Below are 23,555 nucleotides of genomic sequence, written 5' to 3'. Positions count from 1 at the left end.
GAAGGGGATAATTGGTTTTGCTTTTACTTCTGTAGCGCCATATTCGCTATTTCGCGGATGATGGCTTTTTGTACTTTTCCGTTCTGGTTTCTAGGAATGGGGTCGCTAGAGATCGACCAGAAGTCTGGAACTTTGTAGTCTGCAATACGTGCAAGCAGATAGGCTTTTAGCGCCTCACCTCGGAGCGAGTCATTACGTGTTGAAATTTTGGCATATGTTTTTTCACCAAGTACTGAATCAGGAACGCCAATAACTGCGCAGTCATCAATGTCCTCGTGGGACATCAATGAATTTTCAACCTCTGCACTGAAGACTTTGAAGCCGCCGCGGTTGATCATGTCTTTCAGACGATCGCTTACATAAATAAGACCATTTTCATCTCGATGGCCTACGTCACCACTCTTCCAGTAACCGTTCTGGAATTCACGTTCGGTTGCTTGGGTATTATTCCAGTAACCCGGGCTTACATTTGGGCCGCGAATCCACAACTCACCACTTACGCCTGGAGCGACTGGAACCCCATTTTCATCCATGATCTCAATATCATCACACTCCAACGATAGCCCTACACTGGCAGGATACAGTCGCGTCAGTTCTGGAGGCATGATGGTGCATACGGCGCAGGTCTCAGTTGCGCCATACGCGTTGATCATGCGCAGGCCTGGAGCTACTTGGCTGAAGCGCTCAATAGTGGCTGGAGGCATTATCGCGCCGCCGTAGACACCGTATACCCAAGAGCTCAGGTCGTAATCTTCGACCGGCGCCTTCATGGCGAGCAGTTGGTACATGGCTGGTACCAGAACTGCGTAATTCACGTTTTCCTTTACGATGAGGTCGAGAGTTTCGGTAGGCTTGAACTCTTTGCTTAGTACAACGGTTCCACCAGAGGCCATCGTTACTGAAACTAGAGGGCCGAATCCCGCGATATGGGTTCCCGGCACTACGAGAAGACTTTTAAGCGGCTGATCAATGCCCAGCGCATACAAATAGTGCAGGCAGGTATGAATAAAGTTCAGATGAGTGAGGCATGCACCTTTGGGTTTGCCTGTGGTACCCGAGGTGTAGACAATCATCGCTATATCGCTGACGTTGAGCTTTGGCAATGACTGTGAAGTTGATTTTTGTAGATTTTCAAAGCTGAGCTGGCCCGGGGTGGCCTCACCAACGATGTAAAGATGGTCGGGGCAGGAAGCCGTTTTGAATTTTTCCAGCCATTCAACTGCGGTGACCGCAATTTTCGGCTGGGCGTCTTTGAGAATGTGATCAACATCCATCGCACCTAGGCGCGTACCCAGGGGAATAGCAATAGCGCCCGCGCGGATGGCGGCCATCATGGCTACAAGGTATTCCAGGCGGTTGTCGAGCATCACGGCAACGCGATCTTGAGGGGTCAGGCCGGCTTGCGTATAGCCGCACGCAGTTCTCTCAATGAGCAGGTCGAACTCGGCCCAGGTGACCCGTCGTTCGCCACAAACTACCGCCTCTCTGTTCGGGTAAAGAGCGGCTGAACGGCGGATAAAAGCGTCGTAATTCTCCGGGCGCTCACGATAGGCTCGGAACGGGTGCACGGGGCTTACATAAGTCGAATTGAGGTGACTTGGGGTCACCCACCTGCCATCCCGGTGTTCACCGAGTGGCTTTTTAGTTTTCTCCTCGCGTGGGGAATTATTAAACGCGCCCTCGGCTGGGATGCCATCCGCCGGGTTTACTTTGAAATTCATGATTCTTTCCCTTAGGTCACACGGTCGAATTTCGCAAAGGAGCCTGCAACCAGGTTATTAAAATTGACCTGACGGGCAGCTAGGTGAACTAGTGTGCTAGCCAACCTGTTTTATTCCAGATACTTGCGGATTCTCGATAATCAATTCTCGCCAGGCTAAATCGATTTTTTAGAGCGCTTCAATGTCGCACGCGGCTAACCTTAAGGTACTCTTTGGAGGATCCTTGCGCCCTGATGCAGTGGGACAACCTCTATGCAGAATGGGACATTTTTTTAGCCTTATCCATGGTGTCGAGACAATACGGCCCTACGCCAGGGCTCTGTCTTGAGTCCTGGCTGAGTAGGTTTTGATAGGTGTTGCTGCACACAATAAATGTGGGCTTTTAACTTAGTGGTGGTGGCTATGGGCGACCGACGCATAGCTGCTTGGGGAGCGCCCTGTCAGCTTTCTGAACATTAAAGAGAATGAAGCTGGTGTTTCGTAGCCCAGGTCGTTGGCTATCACTGTGACTGGATCGCCTTGATCCAATCTGCTTAATGCTGCTACGAGCCTAACTTGCTGTCGCCAGTTTAAGAATGACATGCCGAACTCGGCTTGGAAGCGCCTGGCTAAAGTTCGCCGGGAGGTAAATACTTTTTGCGCCCATTCTTCCAAGCCATACGGATGGCCAGGATCTCGGAGAATAGCACTGCATATTTGGGCCAGGCGCTTATCGTTTCCGCTTGGGAGCGGGAGGGTGTAATCGAGCGATCCTTGGCTTTCTTGTAGCAATAGCTCAAGCTCTGTTAATGCCAAGGCGGAAACTTGCTCTTTAATTCTATCGATTTGACTGTCTCCGTCTATTCCGCGCAATACCAGCTCGCGCAGTAGTGGGCTGACAGAAATCATGATAGGGGATATACAAAAACGTTCAGATACAGTTTCAGGGTCTGTGTACAGTGTGCGCAGCTCCACTGTTCCGTGGGCCATCATGCTATGTGCCGTTTGTGGGGGGATCCATACAGCGCGCTGCGGAGGGATGCGCCACAATTTATTGTGCGCACTCACATCCATGATGCCACTGACTGCATAAACCAGCTGCCCGCGTCGATGGCAATGCATCTCAGTGGTTTGGCCAGGAAAGTATGTAATAGGCGTGATTTTTACGCGGTGATGCACGATCTCATTATTTTGCATAGGCTCCCCCTTCGTACGTGGAGGTTTTATTTATGTTTGCCCGCAGCAACGATCTGGCTTGTGTCAAGCCGGCTTACGTGAGCTGTCGGATCTTATTGTTGTTCCCAAACAGTCTCGCTCAGGCCCTCTGAGCATTGAGCCTTGCCAATACGGGGTTTTGCCTCACTCCGCCTAACGAACATTAGTACGCATTGACTGATTGTGCAAGCACCTGGAGCGTCGTTGGTCGGGTGGGGCGCGATCTGCTTGGTTCGAGTGACGTTGGCTCATTCCGCATACTTTTTGGCCCCTTGGCGACTGCGACTCAGGGGAGGTGTGCGTAACGTTTTGCTCGGCGAGACGAGCATCAGCCGGTGTAACTCGTAGCGCTCGCGAAACACCCCATAGCTTGGTGCTTCATCGTTTTTTTACTGACCGGCGGAGGAATCGGCGTGCAAAAACAAGTGGAATTCAACAGCAGCGGTTATTCGCTCAAGGGCGTGCTCACCATCCCAGACGGTGCTAAGGGAAACATTCCTCTCGTCGTGATGGCAGGTGGCTGGTGCTACACCAAAGAAATCGTGATGCCTCACTACGGCAAGGCTTTCCACGAGATTGGTGTTGCGACCCTGGCATTCGACTATCGTAAATTTGGTGAGAGCTCGGGCGAGCCGCGTCAAGACCTGAATCCTTGGGAGCAGATCGAAGACATCCGTAACGCCGTCTCGTTCGCCGAGACTGTAGAGGGCATTGATCCAGCACGTATCGGCCTGATGGGCATTTCGTACGCTGGTGGTCATGCGATCATCACCGGCGCTATCGAACCTCGGCTGGCCTTCATCATCTCCACCGTTCCAGTGGTTGACGGATGGCAGACTGCTCGCCGCTGCCACGGTGAAACTCGATTCGCCCAGCTGCAGGAAGTGGTCGAGGCGGATCGCAAGGCGCGCTACAGCGGCAAGCCGAGCGGCATCATCCCGCAATCGCCGAAGGCAGATCCGATCAAGGAAATGACCGCCTGGCCGTTCCCGCACATCTACTCCGGCTTCATGTCTATTAAAGAGAAAGAAGCCCCGACCCACGAGCACTGGACGACCATCGAGTCGGTTGAGTGGTTGCTGCGTTACCAGGCCATTCCTTATGCCGCTCGTATCTACGAGAAACCTGTTCTCGTGGCAATTGCCAAGGGTGACAACATCACCTCGTCCGACCTTGAGATCGACATGTTCAATGCGATCCCGAGCCCAAACAAGACCTTCGTGTCTGTTGGTGGTGTAGACCACATGAGTCTCTACACCAAGCCAGAAGATTTGGCCAAGATTGGCAAAGCTTCGGCGGAGTGGCTCAAGAAAGTTCTGGTCGAACTGTAAGCCAGTGAAAGATTGCTCGGCGGGTTTCGCCGCCGAGCAATTAGCATACTGAACTCACTTCTCGGAATTTTAAAATGACCCTTTCTCTTGAAGATCGTCAGCAGATTGTAGATGCCGTCAATAAGTATGCGTTGGGATACGATGAGGCTGACTTCGTTTTGCTGGCTGATGCTTTTTGTAAAGATGCTACCAGCGGCGGGAAGATCTCTAATACTGAAGCGCATTGGGGGCCAATGATCGGTCGTGACCAGATCGTCTCCGGCTTAAAGGATATGCGCATGGCTCCTCATCAGCCACGCCATTGCATCACCAATGTTTTTTTCCGTTCAAATACCCAGGGCGAGGCGGCGCTGTCGGCCTACCTGACTCTTATGGGTTCTGATGGCCAGGCGCGGGTTTTGAGTGTTGGTCGCTTGGATATCGTGGCCAAACAGGAAGGTGGTGTTTGGCGTATTCGTAAGTTGGACGTCACCCTCGACGCTCCATTTTAAGTTTTTGCACGGCGTGGGGTCTTTCAGAGCCAAAAGGCTTCTGTCGCTTTGTTTAAGCCCATTGTCTGCTCTTGAGTAGTACACAGGACGGTAACTATGAATGTGCTTCTCACAGGTGGTGCTGAGCATACAGCGCCAGGTCTTATGGCTATGCGGCAGGCTTTGATCATTTCGGGTTTTAACGTGCTTACAGTTGTGCCGGAAACCGAAAGTGAACACGTCGCGTGTTCGATTTCTCCCAATGTCGCGATTTCAATCGTGCAAGTGGGAGGGGATGATAAGAACCCTATCTACCAGGTCGACGGGACACCTGTCGATTGTGTTCGAATTGCAATGCTATCGGGCCTCGCCCGAGATGTTTCGGTGGTTGTTTCTGGTATCTACGGGCAGCTGTGCTTGGGTGAGCAATCGTTGTATTCCGGAACCTCAGCTGCTGCTCGAGAGGCTACGAGCTTGGGTTATCCATCGCTGGCCGTATTCCAGCAGGTAATTGAGGGGGCCTCAGTCGGCTTTGATTGGTGCAGCACGGTGGCAGCAGAGATCGCCGCGTGGTTAGGTGCGAGTTCCCCGCCAATGTGTTGTGCGATAAGCATCAACGTGCCTGCAATTTTGCAGAGTCGAAGTCTCAAACTGACTCAGCCGGCCTTAAGGGTTTGGGATCCTGCTGAACTCGGGCAGTCCACGGTTGATGAGGTGACCGGGCGAGTGACGTTTATAAGAAGCGCGCTCCAAGCTCCTCAGTTTGAGATGCAAACAAATACAGATGCTACTGCTGTTGCCACTGGTCATGCCTCTGTTACTCAGCTTGAGTGCGACGTGGTTAACTCAACGGAGCACCCCGTGCGTGAGCGGCTGGAAGAAGTTATAAAGAATGTAAATGTAAGGATCGGTGCAACACCGCAAGCGTGTCAATCCGGTTGCTGCGGTTAACAAAACTTCACTTGCCGTTAGTTAGGGTGCCCAGCTTGGTCGCGAGGTAGATCGCACTTAGAGATCTTATCTAACGGACTTTTTATTTTTCAATCCAGCTGCTGAGTGTTACTGGTGGCGACCGCTTTTTCATCATGCAAGATGTGTTCAATAAAAATGAGTATTGAGGAAGGAGTTATAGAATGGCTAAGATTGATTGGGAACGAGTAAGTAAAGGTGTCGAGCGTGAAAAGGGTCGCATGATTTGGCGTCCTTATGGGGCTCCTACTGTCCTGGATCTGGAGCATTCTGCATTCCATGATGCACCTATCTCGGTGCCTTGGGATATCCCAGAGTCCATTGCGATCTCTGTTGCTATCACTGGTGCATTCTTCCGCAAGAACCAGAACCCGAATCAGCCGATCACCCCGACTGAGATTCGTAACTCTGCACGTGAGTGCCTGGAGGCCGGTGCAAGTACCGTGCATATCCATGTCCGTGATGATGAGGGTTACAACGTTCTCTCCCAGGAGCGCTTCGAAGAAGTTATTCTGCCCCTGAAGAAAGACTATCCTGATCTTTCCGTTGACGGTTGCCTTGTGCCGGCTTTGGAAGGCGAGTGGGATGCAATGAAGCGTGTACTGGGTTCTGGCCTGCTTGATGGCGCGCCTATCAATACCACTACCACTTACATTGGCGATTCTCTGTTCAGCAAGCCTGCGCCGATCATGATTGAAAAGGTGCGTCTGATCGTTGAAGCCGGTGGCATCCCTGAGATTGCCGTATACACCGACGCGGACGTGGGCAACGCAGATCGCTTCCTGATCAAGAGCGGACTGCTCAAGGGCCCTCTGTTCTGGCTGATCCTGCCGGCGTTGCCTGGCTGCAGCCCGATGGAAAACCCGCGTCAAATGATTGAGGGTCTGACCCGGACAGTTACCACCATTCGTGACATAGATCCTGATGGCACCATCATGGTCTGTGCAGCTGGTCGGGCGTCGATGTACGTTGCTACCTTGGCAGCTGCCATGGGCCTGCACATCCGCGTCGGCATGGAAGACACCTACTGGCTGTGGCCTCACCGCGACGATCGCATCCAGTCGAACGTTCAAACGTTCCAGCTGGGTGCTAAGCTCGCCGACGTGTTGGGCCGTCGCGTAGCAACGCGCCAAGAGTACACCAACATGTTGAAGGCATGCGCCCAAAACACGCTGTAAGTGGCAATTAGGTTTTGACGGAGCCCCGGTCATCGATGATGGTCGGGGTTTTTTTATGTACCTTTGTATTAAGGTTCTGGGTAGGACGACGGGGGCAACCCCGTCGCCTACACGACTGCATCTACACAAGTGGTAGATAAATTTCTTGGTTGTACAGGAGAGGCTTAGAATGCATCCCTGGCCGCTGTCAGCCAACCACCGTCGATGACGTAAGCACTCCCGTGGATGTAGTCGGCATCATCACTTGCCAAGAAGGCGGTCAGCTTAGCGATTTCCTCAGGTGCGCACCAGCGCTTGGCAGGAACTTTCTCAACTGCCGCATCCATATCAGGAGAGTGTTCACCCTTGGTCTCGGGTATTGCCATCGGAGTGGCAGTAGCACCAGGGCAGATGGTGTTGACGCGAATACCCTTGGAGCCATACTCAAAGCAGAGCTGGCGAGTCAGGCCTTGGAGACCGTGTTTGGAGGCAGTGTAAGCCGCACCTCCACCTGCCGCGCTGAAGGCTGAAACAGACGCGATGTTGATGATCGCACCCTTGTTCTGGCAAAGCATGTGCGGAATGCTGTACTTGGCCATCAGGAACGGGCCAGTCAGGTTTATGGCCAGTACTGAATTCCAATCTTCAAGGCTGACGTTGTGTGCGGTCTCGTAGGTATCTAGTACACCTGCATTGTTGACTAGAACGTCGATTCTGCCAAAGTCCGCCATCACTTCGGAAATCAAAGTAGTTACGTCGGTCTCCGACGAGATGTTCTTCGCGTAAATTCTGCACTCACCGGGCCCTGTTGCGCCTGCTCTGGTCTCAGCGAGCTTTGCCAGATTGCGACCAACAGCAGCGACGCAAGCGCCTCTACTTACGAATTCCTTTGCCATTGCGCGGCCCATGCCTGAGCCGGCTCCAGTAATAATGACAACTTTTTTTGAGTAATCCATTTTAATCTCCGGTATATACATCGTTTTTGTTATGGAGAGATCTGAGGATTAGACATCCTCGTGAGGTAGATGCAGGGAGTGCGCACGGTGGCTCAGCAAAAGGCTATCGGCCTGGCAGACCAGTAGTTCTTGGTGGAAGCGCAAACCCTAGTAGTGATGCATTGCGAGAGGGGGATGGCTAAATCCAGAGTGTCTGGATAAAAAGAAAGGGAGCAGAAAAATCTGCCCCCTATGTTCTTACTTCTCGGCTTCCAGTTCGGCCATCACTTCATCAAGCGACTTGGCCAGAGCTGCCACGATCATATCGACTTCCTGTTCATTGATGATCATGGGGGGAGCAAAGAGCAGCGCGTCATCGGTTGGTCGAGTGATGACGCCGTTGGCTCGCATGCGTTCGGCAGCCATGCTGCCTAGCTTGCCGACCTCTGGCAGAGCTGTCTTCTGTTTTTTATCAATCACCAGCTCAACGCCGGCTAGCAAGCCAACACCTCGAACCTCCCCGACAAGGGGGTGATCCAGAAGCTTGCGGAAGCCTTCGCGAAGGCGCTCACCCATCTTTTGGGTATTTTGGGGAAGGTTTTCTTCCTCGATGATACGAATGGTTTCCAATGCAATAGCGGAAGCCACCGGGTGGCCGCAGGTTGTGAAACCGTGCCACAGGCCACCATATTTCTTCGACGCTTCATCCAATGGGCCGAGAACCTTTTCGTTCATGAGGAAGGCGGCAAAGGGAATATAGGATGAGGTGAGCTGCTTGGAGTAAACCAGTACGTCTGGCTGCAGATTATAGGTCTGCGACCCAAACATCTGCCCCGTACGACCGAAGCCGGTGATGACTTCGTCAGCAACGAAGAGGATGTCGTACTTTTTCAGGACGGCCTGAATTTTTTCCCAGTAGGTCGCAGGTGGCACGACAACGCCACCACCGCCGTTGACCGGCTCGGCCAAGAAGCAGCAGATGGTTTCAGGCCCCTCACTCAGGATCGCATCTTCCAGTTCGGTCGCTAGACGGGTAGCGAACTGCTCCTCGGTCTCTCCTGGGCGGCCTTCACGGTAGAAGTGGGGGCATCCCACGCGGACAACGGGCATGAGCAAATCATGGCCCTGGTGGTTGCCGTCCAATCCGGTCAGATTGTTTGTCGCGATGGTTGCTCCGTGGTATGCGCGTTTGCGGGCAATGATCTTCTTACGCTGCGGTTCGCCTTGAGCGTTTGAACGATGCCACAGAAACTTAATCACGGTATCGATCGCTTCGGAACCAGAAGCGTTGAAGAACGCTTTGCTCATCGGCACCGGAGCCATTTCTACGAGCTTGGCTGCCAGGTCAATCGTGGGCGGAGTCGAGCGATGGTAGAACACGTGATAGAAGGGTAGCGTGTCGTATTGACGTTTCGCGGCTTCGCCTAATCGCTTCTCGCTGAAGCCAAGGCCTGCAGACCACATCCCGGACATGCCTTCAAGGTAGCGGTTGCCGTAGTTATCGATAACGAAAACGCCATCACCTTTCTCGATGATGATGGGCCCAACTTCCTTGTGTTTGATATGGTTGGTATGGCAGTGCAGGACATAGTTAATGTCGCGGCTCTCCATCGTTTCTTTATCTGAATAATTATTCAAGGTCGTTCTCCGATATTCGCTTACCAAGACCCTTGGCGTAGAAATTGTTGTTGTTCTAAAATCCAGCAAATCCTTAATAAGAGATTTACGTAGATCTTCCTTACCGGTCTGCAGTTTTTGTTATAAGGGATTACCCTTAACGGCAGCTTGAAGTGCTAGCAGGCATGATCTATAGACCTCTGCTATCGAAATGGCCCTTTCCCTCCAGGTGGTGGTGGTCGGTGCAACTCAATGCTAACTAACGGACGTTAGCATGTCTATAGCCTTCGTAGGCCCTTCTTATAGGTCGCTTTCAAAGCCAGGGGAGAGCTCAGTGGCACGATACGTACGATCTGAAGCGGCCAGCAGGGGGCACTAGCGTGCTAGTAGGGGGTAGGAGGGTGGCGAGCAGGGAAGGGCGATGCCCGCCGTCCAAGCTGAAGAGGGCGGGAGATATTGGGTGGTCTAGGTTGATCAGACGCGCGAATGTATATCCATATTGAAAAGGGCCATCACTGATTTCTTGGCGAGCTCACAGACCCTGGGCATGTCGCTAGCCGTGCCGTTCCAGTCACTCCAGGATGACGCACTGTCCAGGAACGCTAAGGCCATTCTGGATTTGACTACGCTGTCCTTGACGCCAAACGCTTCTGCAGCGGCCTGATAGAGCTTTGCACACAGGGAAATCCAGTAGTTCACCTCATTGCGGATGTCGGGCTGCAGGAAATTCCCGATCCGATCACTCGCGATCAAAATGTCCCAAAGGTTGTTTTCTGGCCGTTGAATCTGATGAGTGATGTGGACGATGATGTACGCATCCAGGAACTCTTCGGCAGTGGTGGCGGACTCGATGGCTTCGAGCACCGAAATACCGAAATTGTAGTAATGCCACCTCAGGCTCTCTGTGACGATTTCATCCCGCCCACCGGGGAAATGGGAATATAGGCTAGGAGGCTTGATGTTGAGCGCATTGCCCAAAGTGCGCATGGTGACAGCAGCGTATCCCTCGGCGGTCGCCACCTGTAAGAAAGCTCCCAGAATGTTCTTGCGCCCAGGCGTCAGGGCAGTCCAATCGAACTGGTTTAGATGTCTTTCAAGCTCTTGTCGTACCAAGAGCAGCCCTACTGAAAGCGCCATAAATTCTCCTTGCTACATCAGTCGGCATTCTCTGCCCTTGAGGAGGCCGCTAGGTACCACCTGCGAGACAGCAAATGCTGAAGCGCCCCTCTCCAGAGCATGCCATTTTGCACAACGATACCAAATCACTTGGCCCGCGGTGAAGGGAAAGCTTCCTTGAACTCAAGGGGTTAGAGGTCAATCAAGATGCTGAAGACACCCTTGGCCACCCCTAGGGGTTACCCATAGTTACAGTATGGTTAAGACCGTCTGCCGTCGTTCGGACTGGTCAAATCAATCGATAGAGGCTGCGATAGACGCGTTCCACGGACGTATGGATGCCTCAGCTATTAGCGGGTTTCGCAACCCTATTGTGCGTTAGGTTACTTTTTACCACTAAAATGGTGCGACATCTCGGCCTGATTTCTGCCAGTGCTCATATATTTCAATGGCTTATAAAACCTGGCACGGTGCATGCTTTGAAAATCACGCTTCCTAACTAACGTTCGCTAAGGTGGCCCTGAGCGTATCGTAGTGAGGGCATTGGTGCATTAACGCACATTCAGACCTGAGCGGTAACGATGTGTTACCCGATAATTGGAGCTCGTGATGACAGCAGCACACGTTAACAGCGCCTTGGATGCACTGCATGAGGTCATGAAAGTCGGCTATACCAATGGCGATGCCGTGATGATTGCCGATCAGTTTTATTCCCAAGACGCATGGGTTGTTGGCCCTGAGAGCGCGGTCTGGAAGGGGCGCGGGGAGGTTCTGGCTCTTTATGAAACCGTTGTCGGGGTTTACGAGTGGGAGACTGAGCGTAAGCATCTCGTGCAACTCAGCGACGGCAGCATCAGCGAGTTCCTGATCGGTCGTATCGTACCCGTCAAAGGTGGTGAAACGCTTTCGTACAAAATTCAACTAGTCTGGCAGAAGGTCAATGACCAGTGGCGTTGTGTATCTCAATTTTTCGCGTCAGGCACTACCTTCGATCCAGCATAAGGCACCTCAATATCAAGTTGTGAGTGATGGCCTTAGTTATTAACTTATTTAAGTAAAGCCATAATCAATTTTCTTGAGATTATGATGTGGCATCTGCCTCGTAAACAGTACTGTGGAAGAGTTTTACAATTGGTGAGTTTTGCGAGGTGGATGCCTGTTCATCGTTTCTGGTAGGAGTATATTTAATGACAGTTTGTGAAGTCGACGTGAGCATTAATAGTCAAGGGAATACAAGTCAGCAGTCCTCGATACTTTTGCCTTGGGCGGACGAGGATTTTCGTGCTAATCCGCATCCATGGTACGATGTGCTCCGCCGAGACTCACCTGTTTATTTGGATCCACTCCAGGAAAATTCTTATGTAATATCTCGATATGCAGATGTGATTAAGTATGGAAAACATCATTCTCTATCATCAGTTGTTCCGGATTGGGTACCTAAAGGGCCGTGGAGTCTTTTCAAGGCTAGTATGATTGTCAAAGACGGTGAAGAGCATGTAGCCCTAAGGCGTAGGTCTAACAAGTGGTTTACTCCAAAACTCGCGAACCAGTATGCGCAGCACACGGCAGCGGCGGTGAATTACGCTCTCAACGACATGGGCCCTGATGGTGTAATTGAGGCCTATCGAAACTTAGCGTTGCTCCCTGCACACTACGCAATGTGCGCCGCCCTCGGACTACCTAATGACGGATACGATTCGGCATCTGCCTGGATGCACGATGCGATGGTTGGCTTAGGAGCAGCGGTTACAGATGCAGAGGAAGAACGCTGTAAGACCGCTTTCTTGTACCTTACGGATCGGGTGAAGCGCCATCTTCAACTCCGGAGAGACTACCCTGAGCCTGGAATGGTATCGTCTTGGATTGATGACGTGATACATGGAGAAATGACGGAGCAAGAGCTATTTGAGGGGGTTTTGCTTTTTTGGGCTACGGGTACTCCTAATGCAGCGTATCTGATCAGCGGTGGGCTTGAAACATTTGCCCGGAATCCTGAGGTCTTTGAACTCTGGAAGTCTGATAAAAACGCACATCAATCAATCTTAAATGAGTTGGCAAGGCTCTATAATCCAGAAATTTCTTTCACTCGTTTTACCAAAGAGCCTTTAGAAATATCTGGTGTCGAGATTCCTGCTAATAAAATGATTAGGTTCATGATCGCATCTGCCAATAGAGATCCTGATGTCTTTCCTAATCCAGATTGCTTTGATTTGACACGGGAAGTCGACTCGGCAGGAAATCTTACCTTTGGCATCGGAGCTCACCAGTGCCCAGGAATGATAATATCAAAAGCTGAGGTGTACGCAGTTTTCAATACTATAGCCGAAAGAGTTAGGAAAATAGAGTTAATCGGCTCGCCTGTTTATGCAAATAGTGATCGAGCAGCATCCTATGTGCGCCTTCCACTTAAAATGACATTGTACTGAAGCTGTAAAGAGCTAGGTGGCGGCTTTTGCCCTATTGTTATGGGGCGAATGACAGGTACGTGCTAGCTCTTGGCTGCAGAGGTGTAATGTGTGAATTTTATTATCTCTTGATTGCCATAAATCTAAGGTGTGTTCAACGCGCTTAATGGATGGTCGATAACTATGTCCGATGATGCTCATAAGATTGTGGAGTTAGACTCAGCTATTAAGCAGGCATTTAAGATTTTTGATAAGAGCACATTTGAAGGGGGTATAGGTTACGCTCTGGCAGGAGAGGTATATGGTTCGGCTTCATTTGATTGTCTGGCCGCAGACTCTTTAGACTTTGACGAGAAGCGATTTTGGGAAGCTTCTCGGGATGTGGAACTTCTGACTCTCAAGAAACTTAGGGCTTATGTTGCTGAAATAGGACTAAGTCAACCTGATGAGCAAACCTATGAAGTGCTAGGGCAGATGACTGCTCGTGTTTTTTCCGGTGCTCCTCACTTTGCATATTGTGAATGGGTCGCTCCTCAAATCCTTATCGCGTTGTCCGATTTTAATCTATTAAAAGAACTGTTGGGGCGAAGTGAGTTGAGTATTGAGCTTTTTGAGCACGAAGCTGCGTTCGCATCTGCTTGGCGGGGGCTCGGTGAGGGGTTCGGAAAAGCCATTAAGCCGTTGGAGAAACATTTGCTACGTTATGGTCAGGGCTTAGGGGTTTGATGCTTTTTGCTATGAGTAGCACGATATGGCTTAATTGTTTTCAAGGGTTTTATTGTTGTGTGGCTGGTTATAGTGGGTTGGAAAAAGCTTAGCTGGTGTTCATGGCTGTTAACTTGATTTGGGTCTCATTGCTTAGCGTTTCCTATGAGCGCTTTGCTGGTGGGGTTTGAACTTGCTGTGTGAACATATGTCATGGTTCTATTTGTTTTGCTCTGGTTAGGCTTTCCGTTTGATAGGCAATGATGCACTTTTTTGTTGTCGCCATTACTTGTGATGCAGGCCAAAATAATGAGGTGTCAAATGTCAGAGGTAGATACTGGTAATGATGTAGATCGATCTGCGAGCGAAAAATCGCGAAACGTTAGGCTGATAGGATCTATGGGAGTACCTGCGTTGGTACTCACCGTGCTGGCATTTTCGGCGCCTATGTCTGTCGTCGAAGGCTTTCTTCCTCTAGCGATTGGCTTTGGTGGGCCTGGAGCAGTGTTCGCTGTACTTATAACAACTATCGTCCTGCTGCTATTTGCGTCAGGATATGTAACGATGGCTAGACATGTTCCAAAGCCGGGGGCGTTCTATGCCTTTATAAGCGCTGGTCTTGGGAAGATTACAGGCCTCGGTGCGGCATTCCTAGCTGTATTTGGGTATATGTGTGTAATTGGTGGTTCGTTTATTTTTCTAGGGCTGAATATCGAAAATCTAATTGAGAGCATGGTTGGAATCCATTCTTCTTGGGTTTTTTGGGCCGTTTTCGGATGGGCTGTCGTCGGGGTGCTTGGTTATTTTCATATTGAGCTATCTGCCAAGATTCTATCTGTTGCGATGGTTTTTGAAGTTTTAATTGTTGTCATTTTTAACTGCTTTGTACTGGGCAAAGGCGGAGCGGAAGGTTTGCAGATTTCTCCATTTACGCCGTCTGCGTTTAGTCAAGGAAATATGGCGACAACTTTGCTTTTTGCAATTTTAGTTTTTATGGGCTTTGAAGCGACAGCTCTATTTAGGGATGAGGTAAGGGAGCCTAATAAAACGATTCCTAGGGCGACCTACGGTGCCGTCCTGTTCATTGGCGTCCTTTATACATTTTCAACGTATTCATTAGTTTCGGCATACGGGGTTGATGCTTGGGAGGTGGCGAAAAATAGGCCTACCGAGATGTTTGCTCAGGCGGCAGGGCATTTCGTTGCTCCTGTGTTTACCCAAATAGCATATGTATCGGTGGTTATATCAATTTTTGCAGCGGTGCTCGCTATTCATAACGTCATTTCACGTTATGTTTTCAGCTTGGCAGTAGACAAAGTACTTCCAAGGTCGTTAGCTAAAATTCACAAAAAACATTGCTCCCCATATATTGCTTCTCTAGTGGTTTCTGTTGTGGTCGGTCTCGCTATGATTCCTGGGCTGGGTAGCATTCCGGGCGAGGTGCTGTATGGTGTTGTCACTGGCATCGGAGCTATTGCTGTTATATTTTTAATGGGCTTGGTTAGCTGTGCAGTCGTGGCGTGGTTCTTGATAAATGGAACACCAAAAGGGGTGTCAAAGTTTAAAACTTTTTGGGCTCCAGGGTTTTCCGCAATTATGTTGATAGGTACTACAATATTCGCTTGCGTGCATCTAGAGGTCATTTTAGGGGGAGAGCCATCGCAGAATGACTGGGTTATTGTCATGATGGCTGGTGTGTTTATGCTAGGTGTTATAATCGCGACGTACTTCAGATGCTTCAAGCCATCTAATTATACGGCTCTTGGTAGTGCGGTGGACGTAATAGATAATGCAGTTTAGCGTATAAGCGTAGGACATGGATGTCCCACTCAACCTGAAATCCCGCCCCCTAGAAAAAACAGATTTTTTTACCGCGCTGAGTGCCGATGCCTCATGGGGGCAAGCGTGGCCAGACGCGACTATTCGATTTAACTTACCAAGGAGAAAGTCACTCATTCATTGATGAGTGAATTCTCTGCTCACGCCAATAGTTAATCGAGATTTTTTGGGGGTAGGTAAAATTTTTAGTCAATAGTAGGTTGTTGTTTTGTAGTCAGTTTCAGTGTTTTTGTAGGCGCTTGGCCGATTTTAAAAAGTTTTGAATTTTATTGGTTTGCGGGCGTTTGTTGGCTTGGTTATATGATGGCATTTGACTATCTGGCGTGTGTTACTCATGCTTTTAATGTCTTAAGGGGGTTGTTAAGTCTAATCTGTATCCCTGTTGGTCTACAACCTGGCAGGGATACATTCATTTGTTGTATTAACTAAATCGTGAATTCGGACATTAAAAGTTGCTGGTGGTTGGCAAGCTTATTAAGGTCTGCTGCAATCTTAGCCGATCGCTCAGATGTTTCTGCTAAATGCCTCGTCACGTCCCGTATCGCCACTACATTTTTACTCACCTCTTCAGAAACAACACTTTGCTCTTCGGCAGCGCTGGCAATCTGAATGTTCATTTCATTGATGACCTCAACGGCCTGGTTGATTGATCCAAGTAAATCGGCGGTCTCACTCACTTGGACAACACTGTTGGTCATCTGGTCATGGCTACTGTTCATTGCTTCCTGCACCGACTTAGTGTCACGATGTAGTTGCTCAATTACGATACGGATTTCATCAACAGATTTTTGAGTGCGCTGAGCTAGATGCCGAACTTCATCAGCTACTACCGCAAAGCCTCTACCTGACTCTCCTGCGCGAGCAGCTTCGATAGCGGCATTTAAAGCCAAAAGGTTGGTTTGATCTGCTACGGATCTGATGACATCTAGAACTCCACCTATTTTTTTACTACTTTCCGCTAATTGGCTCGCATCCTCCATGGCTTTTTCGATATGCTCAGCCAGAGTATTAATACACTTAGAGGCTCCGTTTACAGAACTCATGCCATTCTGTGTCGCTTTTTCTGCAAGCCCAGCGGCCTGTGCTGCACGCACAGCATTTTGTGCGACGTCATGGGACGTAGCACTCATTTCTTGTGATGCTGAGGCTACCTGTTCAAGCTCGTTGAATTGCTGTTGCATACCAACATTTCCAGACTCAGCAATAGCTGCAGCGTCTGCTGCGGTCTGTCTCGTTTCCTCTACTGATAGGGAAATTTCACCAATAATTGGTTGCAGCTTGTCTAAAAATTGGTTGAATCCAACCACCAGAGTGCCTACTTCATCCTTGTGGTGATGAACCAGACGTTTAGTTAGGTCGCCATTTCCGCTCACCATCTCCTTGAGCAAGAGCGATACACGGTTTATCGGAGTCGTGATGGATCTGCCCAGCAGAGCAATCGCTGCGATGGCTATTGCAAACACTACGCTTGCTACAATCAACTGATCACGTCTTCCCTCGCGATAAAGCTCCTCAAGCTGACTGTTTAACTCTACGGCTGGCTTTGTGACAATATAACTCGGCACAGAGATTAGCGTCATCCACTCACCGCCACCTCCAGTTTTAAGTTGTGCAATTGCAATGGTATTGCCATCTGAGTTAACTATTTCAGTGGTTTTGTCCTGTGTTCTAGTAGCCAGGATTTTACTCAGTGCTGGATCAAGTTTTTCGAGTTTTTTTCCAAGGCTATTTGAGTCGCTGCTGTTGGCTGCGATAGTCCCATCCTCACTCACAAGTATTACTTTGGCTTGTCCGTTATAAATATTTTGAGAGGATTTCTTGGCTTGCGTTTGGAGTTCAGCAAGGCTTATATCTATGCTTAGGCTGCCGATAGCATTTTCTCCCGATAATAGGGGGAATGCCACCGTCGACATCAGGGTTGTGCCCCCTGATAAGTCAGTGTACGAAAATGGGTTTACCAAACAGGTACGTTTATTGGTTGTCGCACATTTATACCAAAACGTTGCAGCAGTTCCGTTATAGATAATTTCTTTTTCTGGCATTGTATAGCTGGAAATATTATTGGATTGGTATATTGCGAATCTTCCACTTTCATTTCCCTTGAAGCTCATATCTCGAAAGGGAGCATCTATTTCTGGAACCTGCTCAAGTGCAAGGCCAACCCCAAACAGTGATGGGTTACTTTGAACATGCTTTGCGATCGATTGAGTGAGCATAGAGCGCAGCCGACTTTCTGAATCTTGATGGGTACGCCGATCTACAATCTGTAAAACTAGTTGATTTGAGAGGTTTTCTCCTGCGCTTACAGTTTTCATAAAAAAATCTGATGCTTGCCTAGCAGTAGATTCGGCAACAGTAGTCAAATGCCGATTTGCCCCAATCTCTAGAAGTTCTGCTCCTACATTCCCGGCTAAGCTGGAAGACCGCTCCGCTGAGTATTGTGAGCCTCCGACTAACAGGAGGACGATGAGGCTCATGCATAGGCCCGAAAGCACCACAATGCGCGCATTAATTGACCAATTTCTTAAGAAGTACACGATGACTCTCCAAGGCGGATGGGCAATGACTACGGTTTGACTGCATGGTACGACGTACGAACGGTCGTTAGCTAGTCGGCGTTGAGCTTTTCTCCCTGCAACAGGTCACTTGTCGAGCAGGTTGATGGTTGCACTGCATCACTAGATTTTTTACAAAATCACGAGTAACCCAATCAATGAACCACTTCTGCTTTCGTTGCTACCTCTAAGCCTCACAACGAGGCTTGAAGGGGCCATGAGTCGTCAGCGGTGCCCCAGAGAATTCAAGGTCGAATTGGTCTAGCAAGTGACCGAGAACGGCAAACCTGTTGCCTATGCTTCCCAGCGCTTGGGTATGTCCGTTCATAGCCTCTACGCCTGGATCAAGCTCTAAAGCAGGACTCAAGAGCTGTTATCAGCAGGCCGAGTAGCGCAAGCTAAGTGCTGAATTCAAGCGCGTGACGGAAGAGCGAGACATCTCAAAACAGGCCGACGCGTACTTTGCTAAGGAGTGCGGCTGAGGTACGCCTTCATCAAGAAGCACTCGACGGATCACACGGCGCGTCGCCTTGCGCAAACCCTAAAGGTGCATCTTTGAGGTTACAACGCTTGGCTGTAGCTGCTCTTCACTCCCCAACAATACGCACCCTGTGACCTTTACTGTCGGGTTCTTGCCTTCAGGCTGGGCAAGGAACTGCTCTCGGTACTCGCCTTGGGCAAGGACTGAGTAGCTCAGGTCTAGGGGTTTTCTTTGACTGTGACCACCTTCATCTACGCACCACCTTTGGATTCCGTTCTAGCCGTTTGAGGAACAGGCGGTGTGCATTCTGGGCGGGGAAGGGAGACGCAGGGAAGCTTATGGAATGGGGTTTGCTGAGGTGTTTGTGCTGTTTAGTGAAGGGGGGCAGAAATCGTTCATTCTTCTGTATGAATCATTTTGGCCAATTTGTGCGAAAGGCCGATTGTCGCTGTCTTGAGGAGACTCTAAAACATGCCTAGGTGCCTGTGGACACTGCTTCCGCAGTCCTAGGGTTTCCCATCGTCTAAAACTTCGATGTCCAGCCGAGGCAATAATAATGTCCAAAATCCTCAGTACCGGTCTCACACTCGTCTTCAGCTCTGCTATTGCAGTGCAGGCGCACGCTGATTTGACTGTGGTCTCGCATGGCGGCGCCAATAAGGCTGCTCAAGTCAAAGCCTTCTACGAGCCCTATACCGCAACGACAGGCACGAAAATCATCGCCGACGAGTTCAATGGCGAAATGGCGAAGGTTAAGGTTCAGGTCGATACCAAGAACGTTGCGTGGGACGTTGTTGAAATGGAGATGCCTGAGCTGACCCGCGCTTGCGATGAGGGAATGCTCGAGGAAGTTGGCGAGGATCCCGCGATCTCCAGGCTGGCGCCAGATCTGCTCGACGGGGCAGTACAGCCCTGCGGGGTTGGCTTCTTTGTATGGTCGACCGTGCTCGCCTATAACGCAGAAAAGCTCAAGACAGCACCTCAAGGGTGGGCCGACTTCTGGGACGTTGGAAAAATTCCAGGGAAGCGTGGCCTGCGCAAGGGTGCGAAATACACCCTGGAATTCGCTTTGATGGCCGATGGCGTAGAGCCCAAGGACGTGTACTCCGTACTGGAAAGTAAAGCGGGGCAAGATCGGGCGTTCGCTAAGCTGGATAAACTGAAACCGTACATTCAGTGGTGGGAGGCGGGCGCCCAGCCACCTCAATTTCTCGCCTCTGGCGATGTCGTCATGAGCTCTGCCTACAATGGCCGCATCGCAGCGGTGCAGAAGGAGAGCAATCTTCGCATTGTGTGGAATGGCGGGATCTATGACATGGACGCGTTTACCATTCCTAAGGGTGCCAAGAACCGCGAAGAGGGTCTCCGCTTTATCCAGTCGGTTCTCCAGCCTGAGGCTCAGAAGGCCTATGCCCAGCAAATCGCCTACGGCCCAGTGAACCGTGCAGCTGTGTCCATGGTGGATGCCAATCGTCGAAGCAATATGCCAACGGACGAAGCGAACCTGGCGCACCAAGTTGCTATCAGCGCATCCTTTTGGGCAGATCATGGAGATCAGCTGGAGCAGCGCTTTAACTCTTGGGCTGCAAAGCAGTAATCTGTCCAGCAGCAGGGCGGCTGCTTTCAGTCGCCCCTCCAGCATCGAAGGGAGTGGCGCAGACGCTTTCCCTCTACAGCGAGTGCTTTAGAGACAGTCTGCAAAACGGTCTGTCACAGACGTACTCTCGACACCCTTGCCATCATGTTGATCCGCTGGGATCCCGGGTATCGGATAGGGCCCCTCACATTTATCTGGTGCGAGTGGAAGGGGACAGCATGATCGGCGCCGGCATCTACCTAGGCGACCTTGTGATTATCGACCGCTCCATTGAGGCGGAGCCCGGCCACATTCCGCTACAGCAAGGCTGAAGTGCTTCTGTTCGACCTCAGCCAGCGGAGCGAGATCACGGGTGGCCTGTTCGCAGCTACCCAGCCGGTGGCCAGTGAAATGCTCATGAGTGTGCTCGATGCGGTCAACGGTCGGTGGGGCAGGGCGACAATGCGCCGGGAGATGATGAGCCAAAGCCTCACTACGCGGGTAGATGAGCTCTGGACTGTTTACTGTAAGTGACGGAAAGATTGCTTGATGCCACACCTGCCCTCTCGCAGCGAATGGCAAAGAGCCAGTTTGAGTCACTAGCCTCAACCCTTTTTGATGAGGGGAGTTGGCAGGTGAGGCGCCTCGCGGCGCCCCATGCTAGATCAGGTTCTATTTGAAGCGCTTGGCCTTGTGGAAGTGCCGGAAGTCGTCGAATTTCTGGCCGTAGATGAAAGGCACGTAGGCGTCCGGATCTTCCAGCGTGTCAAACCATGGGACGACCCAAGACGATTCACCCTGGGAGTAGTAGGCCTTACCGACCGACACGACCGGGATGGTATCCAGTGGGTCAAACTCGTTGCCGGTCAGCTTCAGTGTGGCGGTGCCTTCACGGCGAACCCGGTAGTTTTCCATATTCTTCATGCAGGTGAGGATTACCTTATCCTGCAGGCCGATGCCTTTCACATGAGGGCTTGCTTTCAGTTCGAAGTCCAGGCCTTCGAAGCTGACAGGGCCCTGGTCTTCGCCAAACTCGGCGCTGATCTCGACCAGGCGCTGGCCGTTCCGCTCAGCGAAGCCGTAGAACTGATGGCCGTCCATGTAGACTTGGGTAGTGCCGGTTTTCTTTGGCTCTCCCCACATTTCGCGTCCGATCGTCACGGGCATGTCGCCGCTGACGATGATCCACAGCATGGTGGTGCCTTCGTGCTCCTTGTAGCGGCATTTCAGGAAGACGATGGCGCAGTCGAACTCGCCGCACATCGCGCTCTGCCATTTTGAAATGTTCACGTAAGCGGTAGGCGTGTCACTGGGTTCGAAGCAGGGAGCCAGGACGCTGCGCACGAATTCAGGCGTTGTCTCGAACTCCACTGTCACACCTTCAGTGGTGAACTTGCCATCGGCGAGGAGCTTCTGGATTTCTTTGACTTCTTCGGCAGTTTTAACGAATCCCACGGTATTTCTCCTTATTTTCTATGGGCGATGAATATCGTGCGCCTGAAATGAGCGCGAGTTAGCAACGCGGTTGGTGGGAGAAGAGGGGAGTTGGAGCTCCCCTCAAGATTGCTTCAGAGGCTTACCGGAACGGTGCCTGCTTCCTGCTGGCTGGCCAGGCTTGGTCGACTGATGGCGCCCGAGGTTGCTTGGTAATCACCTTTGCGCAGTGGAGCGATCAGCAGACGAACGCAGAGGTAGTAAGCCGCGCCGGAGAGCAGGATCACTGGCAGCGAGGCGCCCAAGTAGCGGAAGGGTTCAGCCATGGCCACGGTGACGGGGTTGTAGAGCCACAGGTAACCGAAGGTTGAGGCGATAGTGATGATGACTGCGATCCAGTTCACCCCCCCCCAGAACTCGTACTTGCCACCCTTTTGGGCGAAGAGGCTGGTGACATCGATCTTCTCGCGGCGAAGCAGGAAGTAGTCAACGAGTGTGATGCCGGTGATGCCGACGAACATGACGCCGTTGTATGACAGCCAGCTCATCACTACTGAGAGCAGCCACTCGGTTTTGAAGGCGAAGTAGACGCCTGGCAGCAAAAGCACAGCCAGCAGGAGCTCCCACTTCAGTCGGGCGAAAATCTTGATCTGCTGAACCGACACACCGGCCAGGTAGATCATGACCACCATGGTTGCGATGTTTGCAGTCAGCACAATTGCCATGACGATCGAACCGAAGATTGGGCCACCTACAGCGATCATCCAGATCGTGGGGTCATAGGTGCCAGCACTGATAGCTGCCAAGGCGGCGACGGTGGACACAAACGCTGCGCCTAGGACACCAACGCCAACCACGGAAGGGCCAACTACGTGCTTGCGCTTCGCTACGAGGCGGGTCAGGCCACCCATCACGGGCCACCAGGTCATCGAGTTCGAGACGCCGAACTCAACCGCCAGGGCAAACCCTTGTACAGGGTCTTTGCTCAGCATCTGGTCGGCAGGCAGCTGTGTCGTCCAAAGGTGCTGCAGGCCGAACTTGTGGATCAGAATGCCCAGCATCACCAGGGTGATGAACATGTGCAGTGGGCCGATGTAGCCATTGAGCCGCTCGAAGAGCTTGGGCCCTTTGCTTGCAATCAACCAGACCAGCACCAAGGCTGCCAAAGCAACACCGATGACCAGGTGCTCATGAGAGGTTCCGGTTACCTCGGTTCCTGTGATGGTTGCGGCAATGTTCGCTGCGCCGCGAGCGGTAAGCGCTTCAACGACATACGACCAGCCAACCAACGTGGCGAGCAGGCCGAACAATGGAACGACAATTCCACGATAGCCAAAAGATGACTTGGCATTGTCGATGACATCGGTGCCGTACTTGTGGCTTGGTACGCCGGAGGCGAGTGTGACAATGGCCATGCCGATCATAAGACCGATTACGTAGCCCATCACACCAAGGCGCCAGTCTCCAACGTATGGGAGGTAGCTCCCGATCAGAAATGCCCAGGTCGCTGCGCTGAATGCACAGCATGTCCAAAGAAACGAGCCATATGTCTTATACACACGGTCACGGGCGAGCACGGGAAGGCGTCCTGCAAGTGCCTCCTGCTCTACATGGTTTTTGAATTCGATACTGGATTTGGTCATGGTTGGCCTCCTACACAACGATCATCAAGGTGCCGATCCAGAGGATCGCTGCGATCAGAATCCACACGGTCGCTTCAACGATCATCGGGTGAGCTGACCTCCAGCAATCGGAGGAAGTGTGTTCTTCCGTGGCCAAAGCGCTTAGTTGGCGAACCAAGTCCTGGTTCAGGCTTTGGCTAGTCAGCATCATCCCTGAGCTAGCGTCGACTTCGGTTTTGCTCATTTTGACCCTCTTCTAGGCAGCTCTTGGAGGTATGCCAGTAGTGTTTGTTATAGAGAGGCAGAAAACTCAGGGGTAGCTCGATAGGCAGGTGCCTTCAATCATCCCTCACACGCAAAGTCCAATCTTTATTGTGCACAGCTTTCAAGTTTAGGACGGGGGCGTCGGATGGTCGGATCCGGGCCTT

The 23,555-nt window shown here is 51.2% G+C and carries 17 protein-coding genes and 5 pseudogenes; 12 read left to right on the top strand and 10 right to left on the bottom strand.

The annotated features are described in order from the left end of the window. Nucleotides 1–23: 23 nt before the first annotated feature. Entirely contained in the window at nt 24–1,721 is a 1,698-nt protein-coding gene (locus PspTeo4_RS11160; protein ID WP_322363802.1) for a class I adenylate-forming enzyme family protein, read from the bottom strand. Nucleotides 1,722–2,108: 387 nt separating this feature from the next. Then, nucleotides 2,109–2,897, bottom strand: coding sequence for a helix-turn-helix transcriptional regulator (locus PspTeo4_RS11155; RefSeq protein ID WP_322363801.1), 789 nt, complete (start codon nt 2,895–2,897; stop codon nt 2,109–2,111). Between the two features lie 431 nt (nt 2,898–3,328). On the opposite strand from PspTeo4_RS11155, the gene PspTeo4_RS11150 reads away from it, so the two are divergent. The 4 genes from PspTeo4_RS11150 (at nt 3,329) to PspTeo4_RS11135 (ending at nt 6,863) form a co-directional block, all read left to right on the top strand. Further along, a complete protein-coding gene (locus PspTeo4_RS11150; protein ID WP_322363800.1) occupies nt 3,329–4,246 on the top strand; it encodes an alpha/beta hydrolase in 918 nt (305 codons plus the stop codon). 74 nt (nt 4,247–4,320) lie between these two features. Beyond that, nucleotides 4,321–4,737, top strand: a complete 417-nt coding sequence (locus PspTeo4_RS11145) for a nuclear transport factor 2 family protein (protein ID WP_322363799.1) — start codon at nt 4,321–4,323, stop codon at nt 4,735–4,737. Between the two features lie 96 nt (nt 4,738–4,833). Further along, on the top strand, nt 4,834–5,667 hold the full coding sequence (surE, locus tag PspTeo4_RS11140; protein ID WP_322363798.1) for a 5'/3'-nucleotidase SurE: 834 nt from the start codon (nt 4,834–4,836) through the stop codon (nt 5,665–5,667). 182 nt (nt 5,668–5,849) lie between these two features. Then, the gene (locus PspTeo4_RS11135) at nt 5,850–6,863 is read left to right on the top strand and encodes a 3-keto-5-aminohexanoate cleavage protein (protein WP_322363797.1); all 1,014 of its coding nucleotides are present in this window, start codon (nt 5,850–5,852) and stop codon (nt 6,861–6,863) included. 164 nt (nt 6,864–7,027) lie between these two features. Here PspTeo4_RS11135 and PspTeo4_RS11130 read toward each other — a convergent pair whose 3' ends face one another. The 3 genes from PspTeo4_RS11130 to PspTeo4_RS11120 form a co-directional block, all read right to left on the bottom strand. After that, nucleotides 7,028–7,798 (bottom strand): SDR family oxidoreductase, encoded by a 771-nt coding sequence (locus PspTeo4_RS11130; protein WP_322363795.1) that lies wholly within the window; start codon nt 7,796–7,798, stop codon nt 7,028–7,030. Between the two features lie 237 nt (nt 7,799–8,035). Next, nucleotides 8,036–9,415, bottom strand: a complete 1,380-nt coding sequence (locus tag PspTeo4_RS11125) for an aminotransferase (RefSeq protein ID WP_322363794.1) — start codon at nt 9,413–9,415, stop codon at nt 8,036–8,038. Between the two features lie 453 nt (nt 9,416–9,868). After that, the gene (locus PspTeo4_RS11120) at nt 9,869–10,531 is read right to left on the bottom strand and encodes a TetR/AcrR family transcriptional regulator (RefSeq protein ID WP_322363792.1); all 663 of its coding nucleotides are present in this window, start codon (nt 10,529–10,531) and stop codon (nt 9,869–9,871) included. A gap of 588 nt (nt 10,532–11,119) precedes the next feature. On the opposite strand from PspTeo4_RS11120, the gene PspTeo4_RS11115 reads away from it, so the two are divergent. The 4 genes from PspTeo4_RS11115 to PspTeo4_RS11100 all read left to right on the top strand — a co-directional run bounded on the left by PspTeo4_RS11115 (nt 11,120) and on the right by PspTeo4_RS11100 (nt 15,420). Then, complete coding sequence (locus PspTeo4_RS11115) at nt 11,120–11,512, top strand: hypothetical protein (protein ID WP_322363791.1); 393 nt, start codon at nt 11,120–11,122, stop codon at nt 11,510–11,512. A gap of 185 nt (nt 11,513–11,697) precedes the next feature. Then, on the top strand, nt 11,698–12,936 hold the full coding sequence (locus tag PspTeo4_RS11110) for a cytochrome P450 (RefSeq protein WP_322363790.1): 1,239 nt from the start codon (nt 11,698–11,700) through the stop codon (nt 12,934–12,936). A gap of 162 nt (nt 12,937–13,098) precedes the next feature. Beyond that, nucleotides 13,099–13,641 (top strand): hypothetical protein, encoded by a 543-nt coding sequence (locus PspTeo4_RS11105; protein ID WP_322363789.1) that lies wholly within the window; start codon nt 13,099–13,101, stop codon nt 13,639–13,641. Nucleotides 13,642–13,941: 300 nt separating this feature from the next. Beyond that, nucleotides 13,942–15,420: an APC family permease gene (locus PspTeo4_RS11100; RefSeq protein WP_322363788.1), complete on the top strand. Its 1,479-nt coding sequence runs from the start codon at nt 13,942–13,944 to the stop codon at nt 15,418–15,420. Nucleotides 15,421–15,884: 464 nt separating this feature from the next. On the opposite strand, the pseudogene PspTeo4_RS29885 reads toward PspTeo4_RS11100, so the two are convergent. Both PspTeo4_RS29885 and PspTeo4_RS29880 read right to left on the bottom strand, forming a co-directional pair. Further along, nucleotides 15,885–16,400, bottom strand: a pseudogene (locus PspTeo4_RS29885) (methyl-accepting chemotaxis protein); the annotation flags it as partial. 342 nt (nt 16,401–16,742) lie between these two features. After that, nucleotides 16,743–17,675 (bottom strand): annotated as a pseudogene (locus PspTeo4_RS29880) (HAMP domain-containing protein); the annotation flags it as partial. A 607-nt stretch (nt 17,676–18,282) separates the two neighbouring features. Between PspTeo4_RS29880 and PspTeo4_RS11090 the strand changes: the two are divergent. The 4 genes and pseudogenes from PspTeo4_RS11090 to PspTeo4_RS11075 all read left to right on the top strand — a co-directional run. Continuing rightward, nucleotides 18,283–18,570 (top strand): annotated as a pseudogene (locus PspTeo4_RS11090) (transposase); the annotation flags it as partial. 481 nt (nt 18,571–19,051) lie between these two features. Continuing rightward, nucleotides 19,052–20,092 carry an ABC transporter substrate-binding protein gene (locus PspTeo4_RS11085; protein WP_322363786.1) on the top strand — a complete coding sequence of 347 codons (1,041 nt, stop codon included), beginning with the start codon at nt 19,052–19,054 and terminating at the stop codon, nt 20,090–20,092. A gap of 176 nt (nt 20,093–20,268) precedes the next feature. After that, nucleotides 20,269–20,385, top strand: a pseudogene (locus PspTeo4_RS11080) (LexA family protein); the annotation flags it as partial. Continuing rightward, nucleotides 20,384–20,605: pseudogene (locus PspTeo4_RS11075) on the top strand (DNA polymerase V subunit UmuC); the annotation flags it as partial. The pseudogenes PspTeo4_RS11080 and PspTeo4_RS11075, both read left to right, overlap by 2 nt. Before the next feature lie 138 nt (nt 20,606–20,743). Here the strand turns inward: PspTeo4_RS11075 and PspTeo4_RS11070 are convergent. The 3 genes from PspTeo4_RS11070 to PspTeo4_RS11060 all read right to left on the bottom strand — a co-directional run bounded on the left by PspTeo4_RS11070 (nt 20,744) and on the right by PspTeo4_RS11060 (nt 23,371). Further along, complete coding sequence (locus PspTeo4_RS11070; protein ID WP_322363785.1) at nt 20,744–21,526, bottom strand: acetoacetate decarboxylase family protein; 783 nt, start codon at nt 21,524–21,526, stop codon at nt 20,744–20,746. Nucleotides 21,527–21,639: 113 nt separating this feature from the next. Then, nucleotides 21,640–23,148 (bottom strand): cytosine permease, encoded by a 1,509-nt coding sequence (locus PspTeo4_RS11065; RefSeq protein ID WP_322363784.1) that lies wholly within the window; start codon nt 23,146–23,148, stop codon nt 21,640–21,642. A 10-nt stretch (nt 23,149–23,158) separates the two neighbouring features. Beyond that, nucleotides 23,159–23,371, bottom strand: a complete 213-nt coding sequence (locus PspTeo4_RS11060; RefSeq protein WP_322363783.1) for a hypothetical protein — start codon at nt 23,369–23,371, stop codon at nt 23,159–23,161. Between the last annotated feature and the right edge of the window lie 184 nt (nt 23,372–23,555).

It is taken from the genome of Pseudomonas sp. Teo4 (genome assembly GCF_034387475.1).
Taxonomy (GTDB): domain Bacteria; phylum Pseudomonadota; class Gammaproteobacteria; order Pseudomonadales; family Pseudomonadaceae; genus Aquipseudomonas.
The sequence above is the reverse complement of the archived record's forward strand: the minus strand, read 5'-3'. Positions and strand labels throughout refer to the sequence as shown.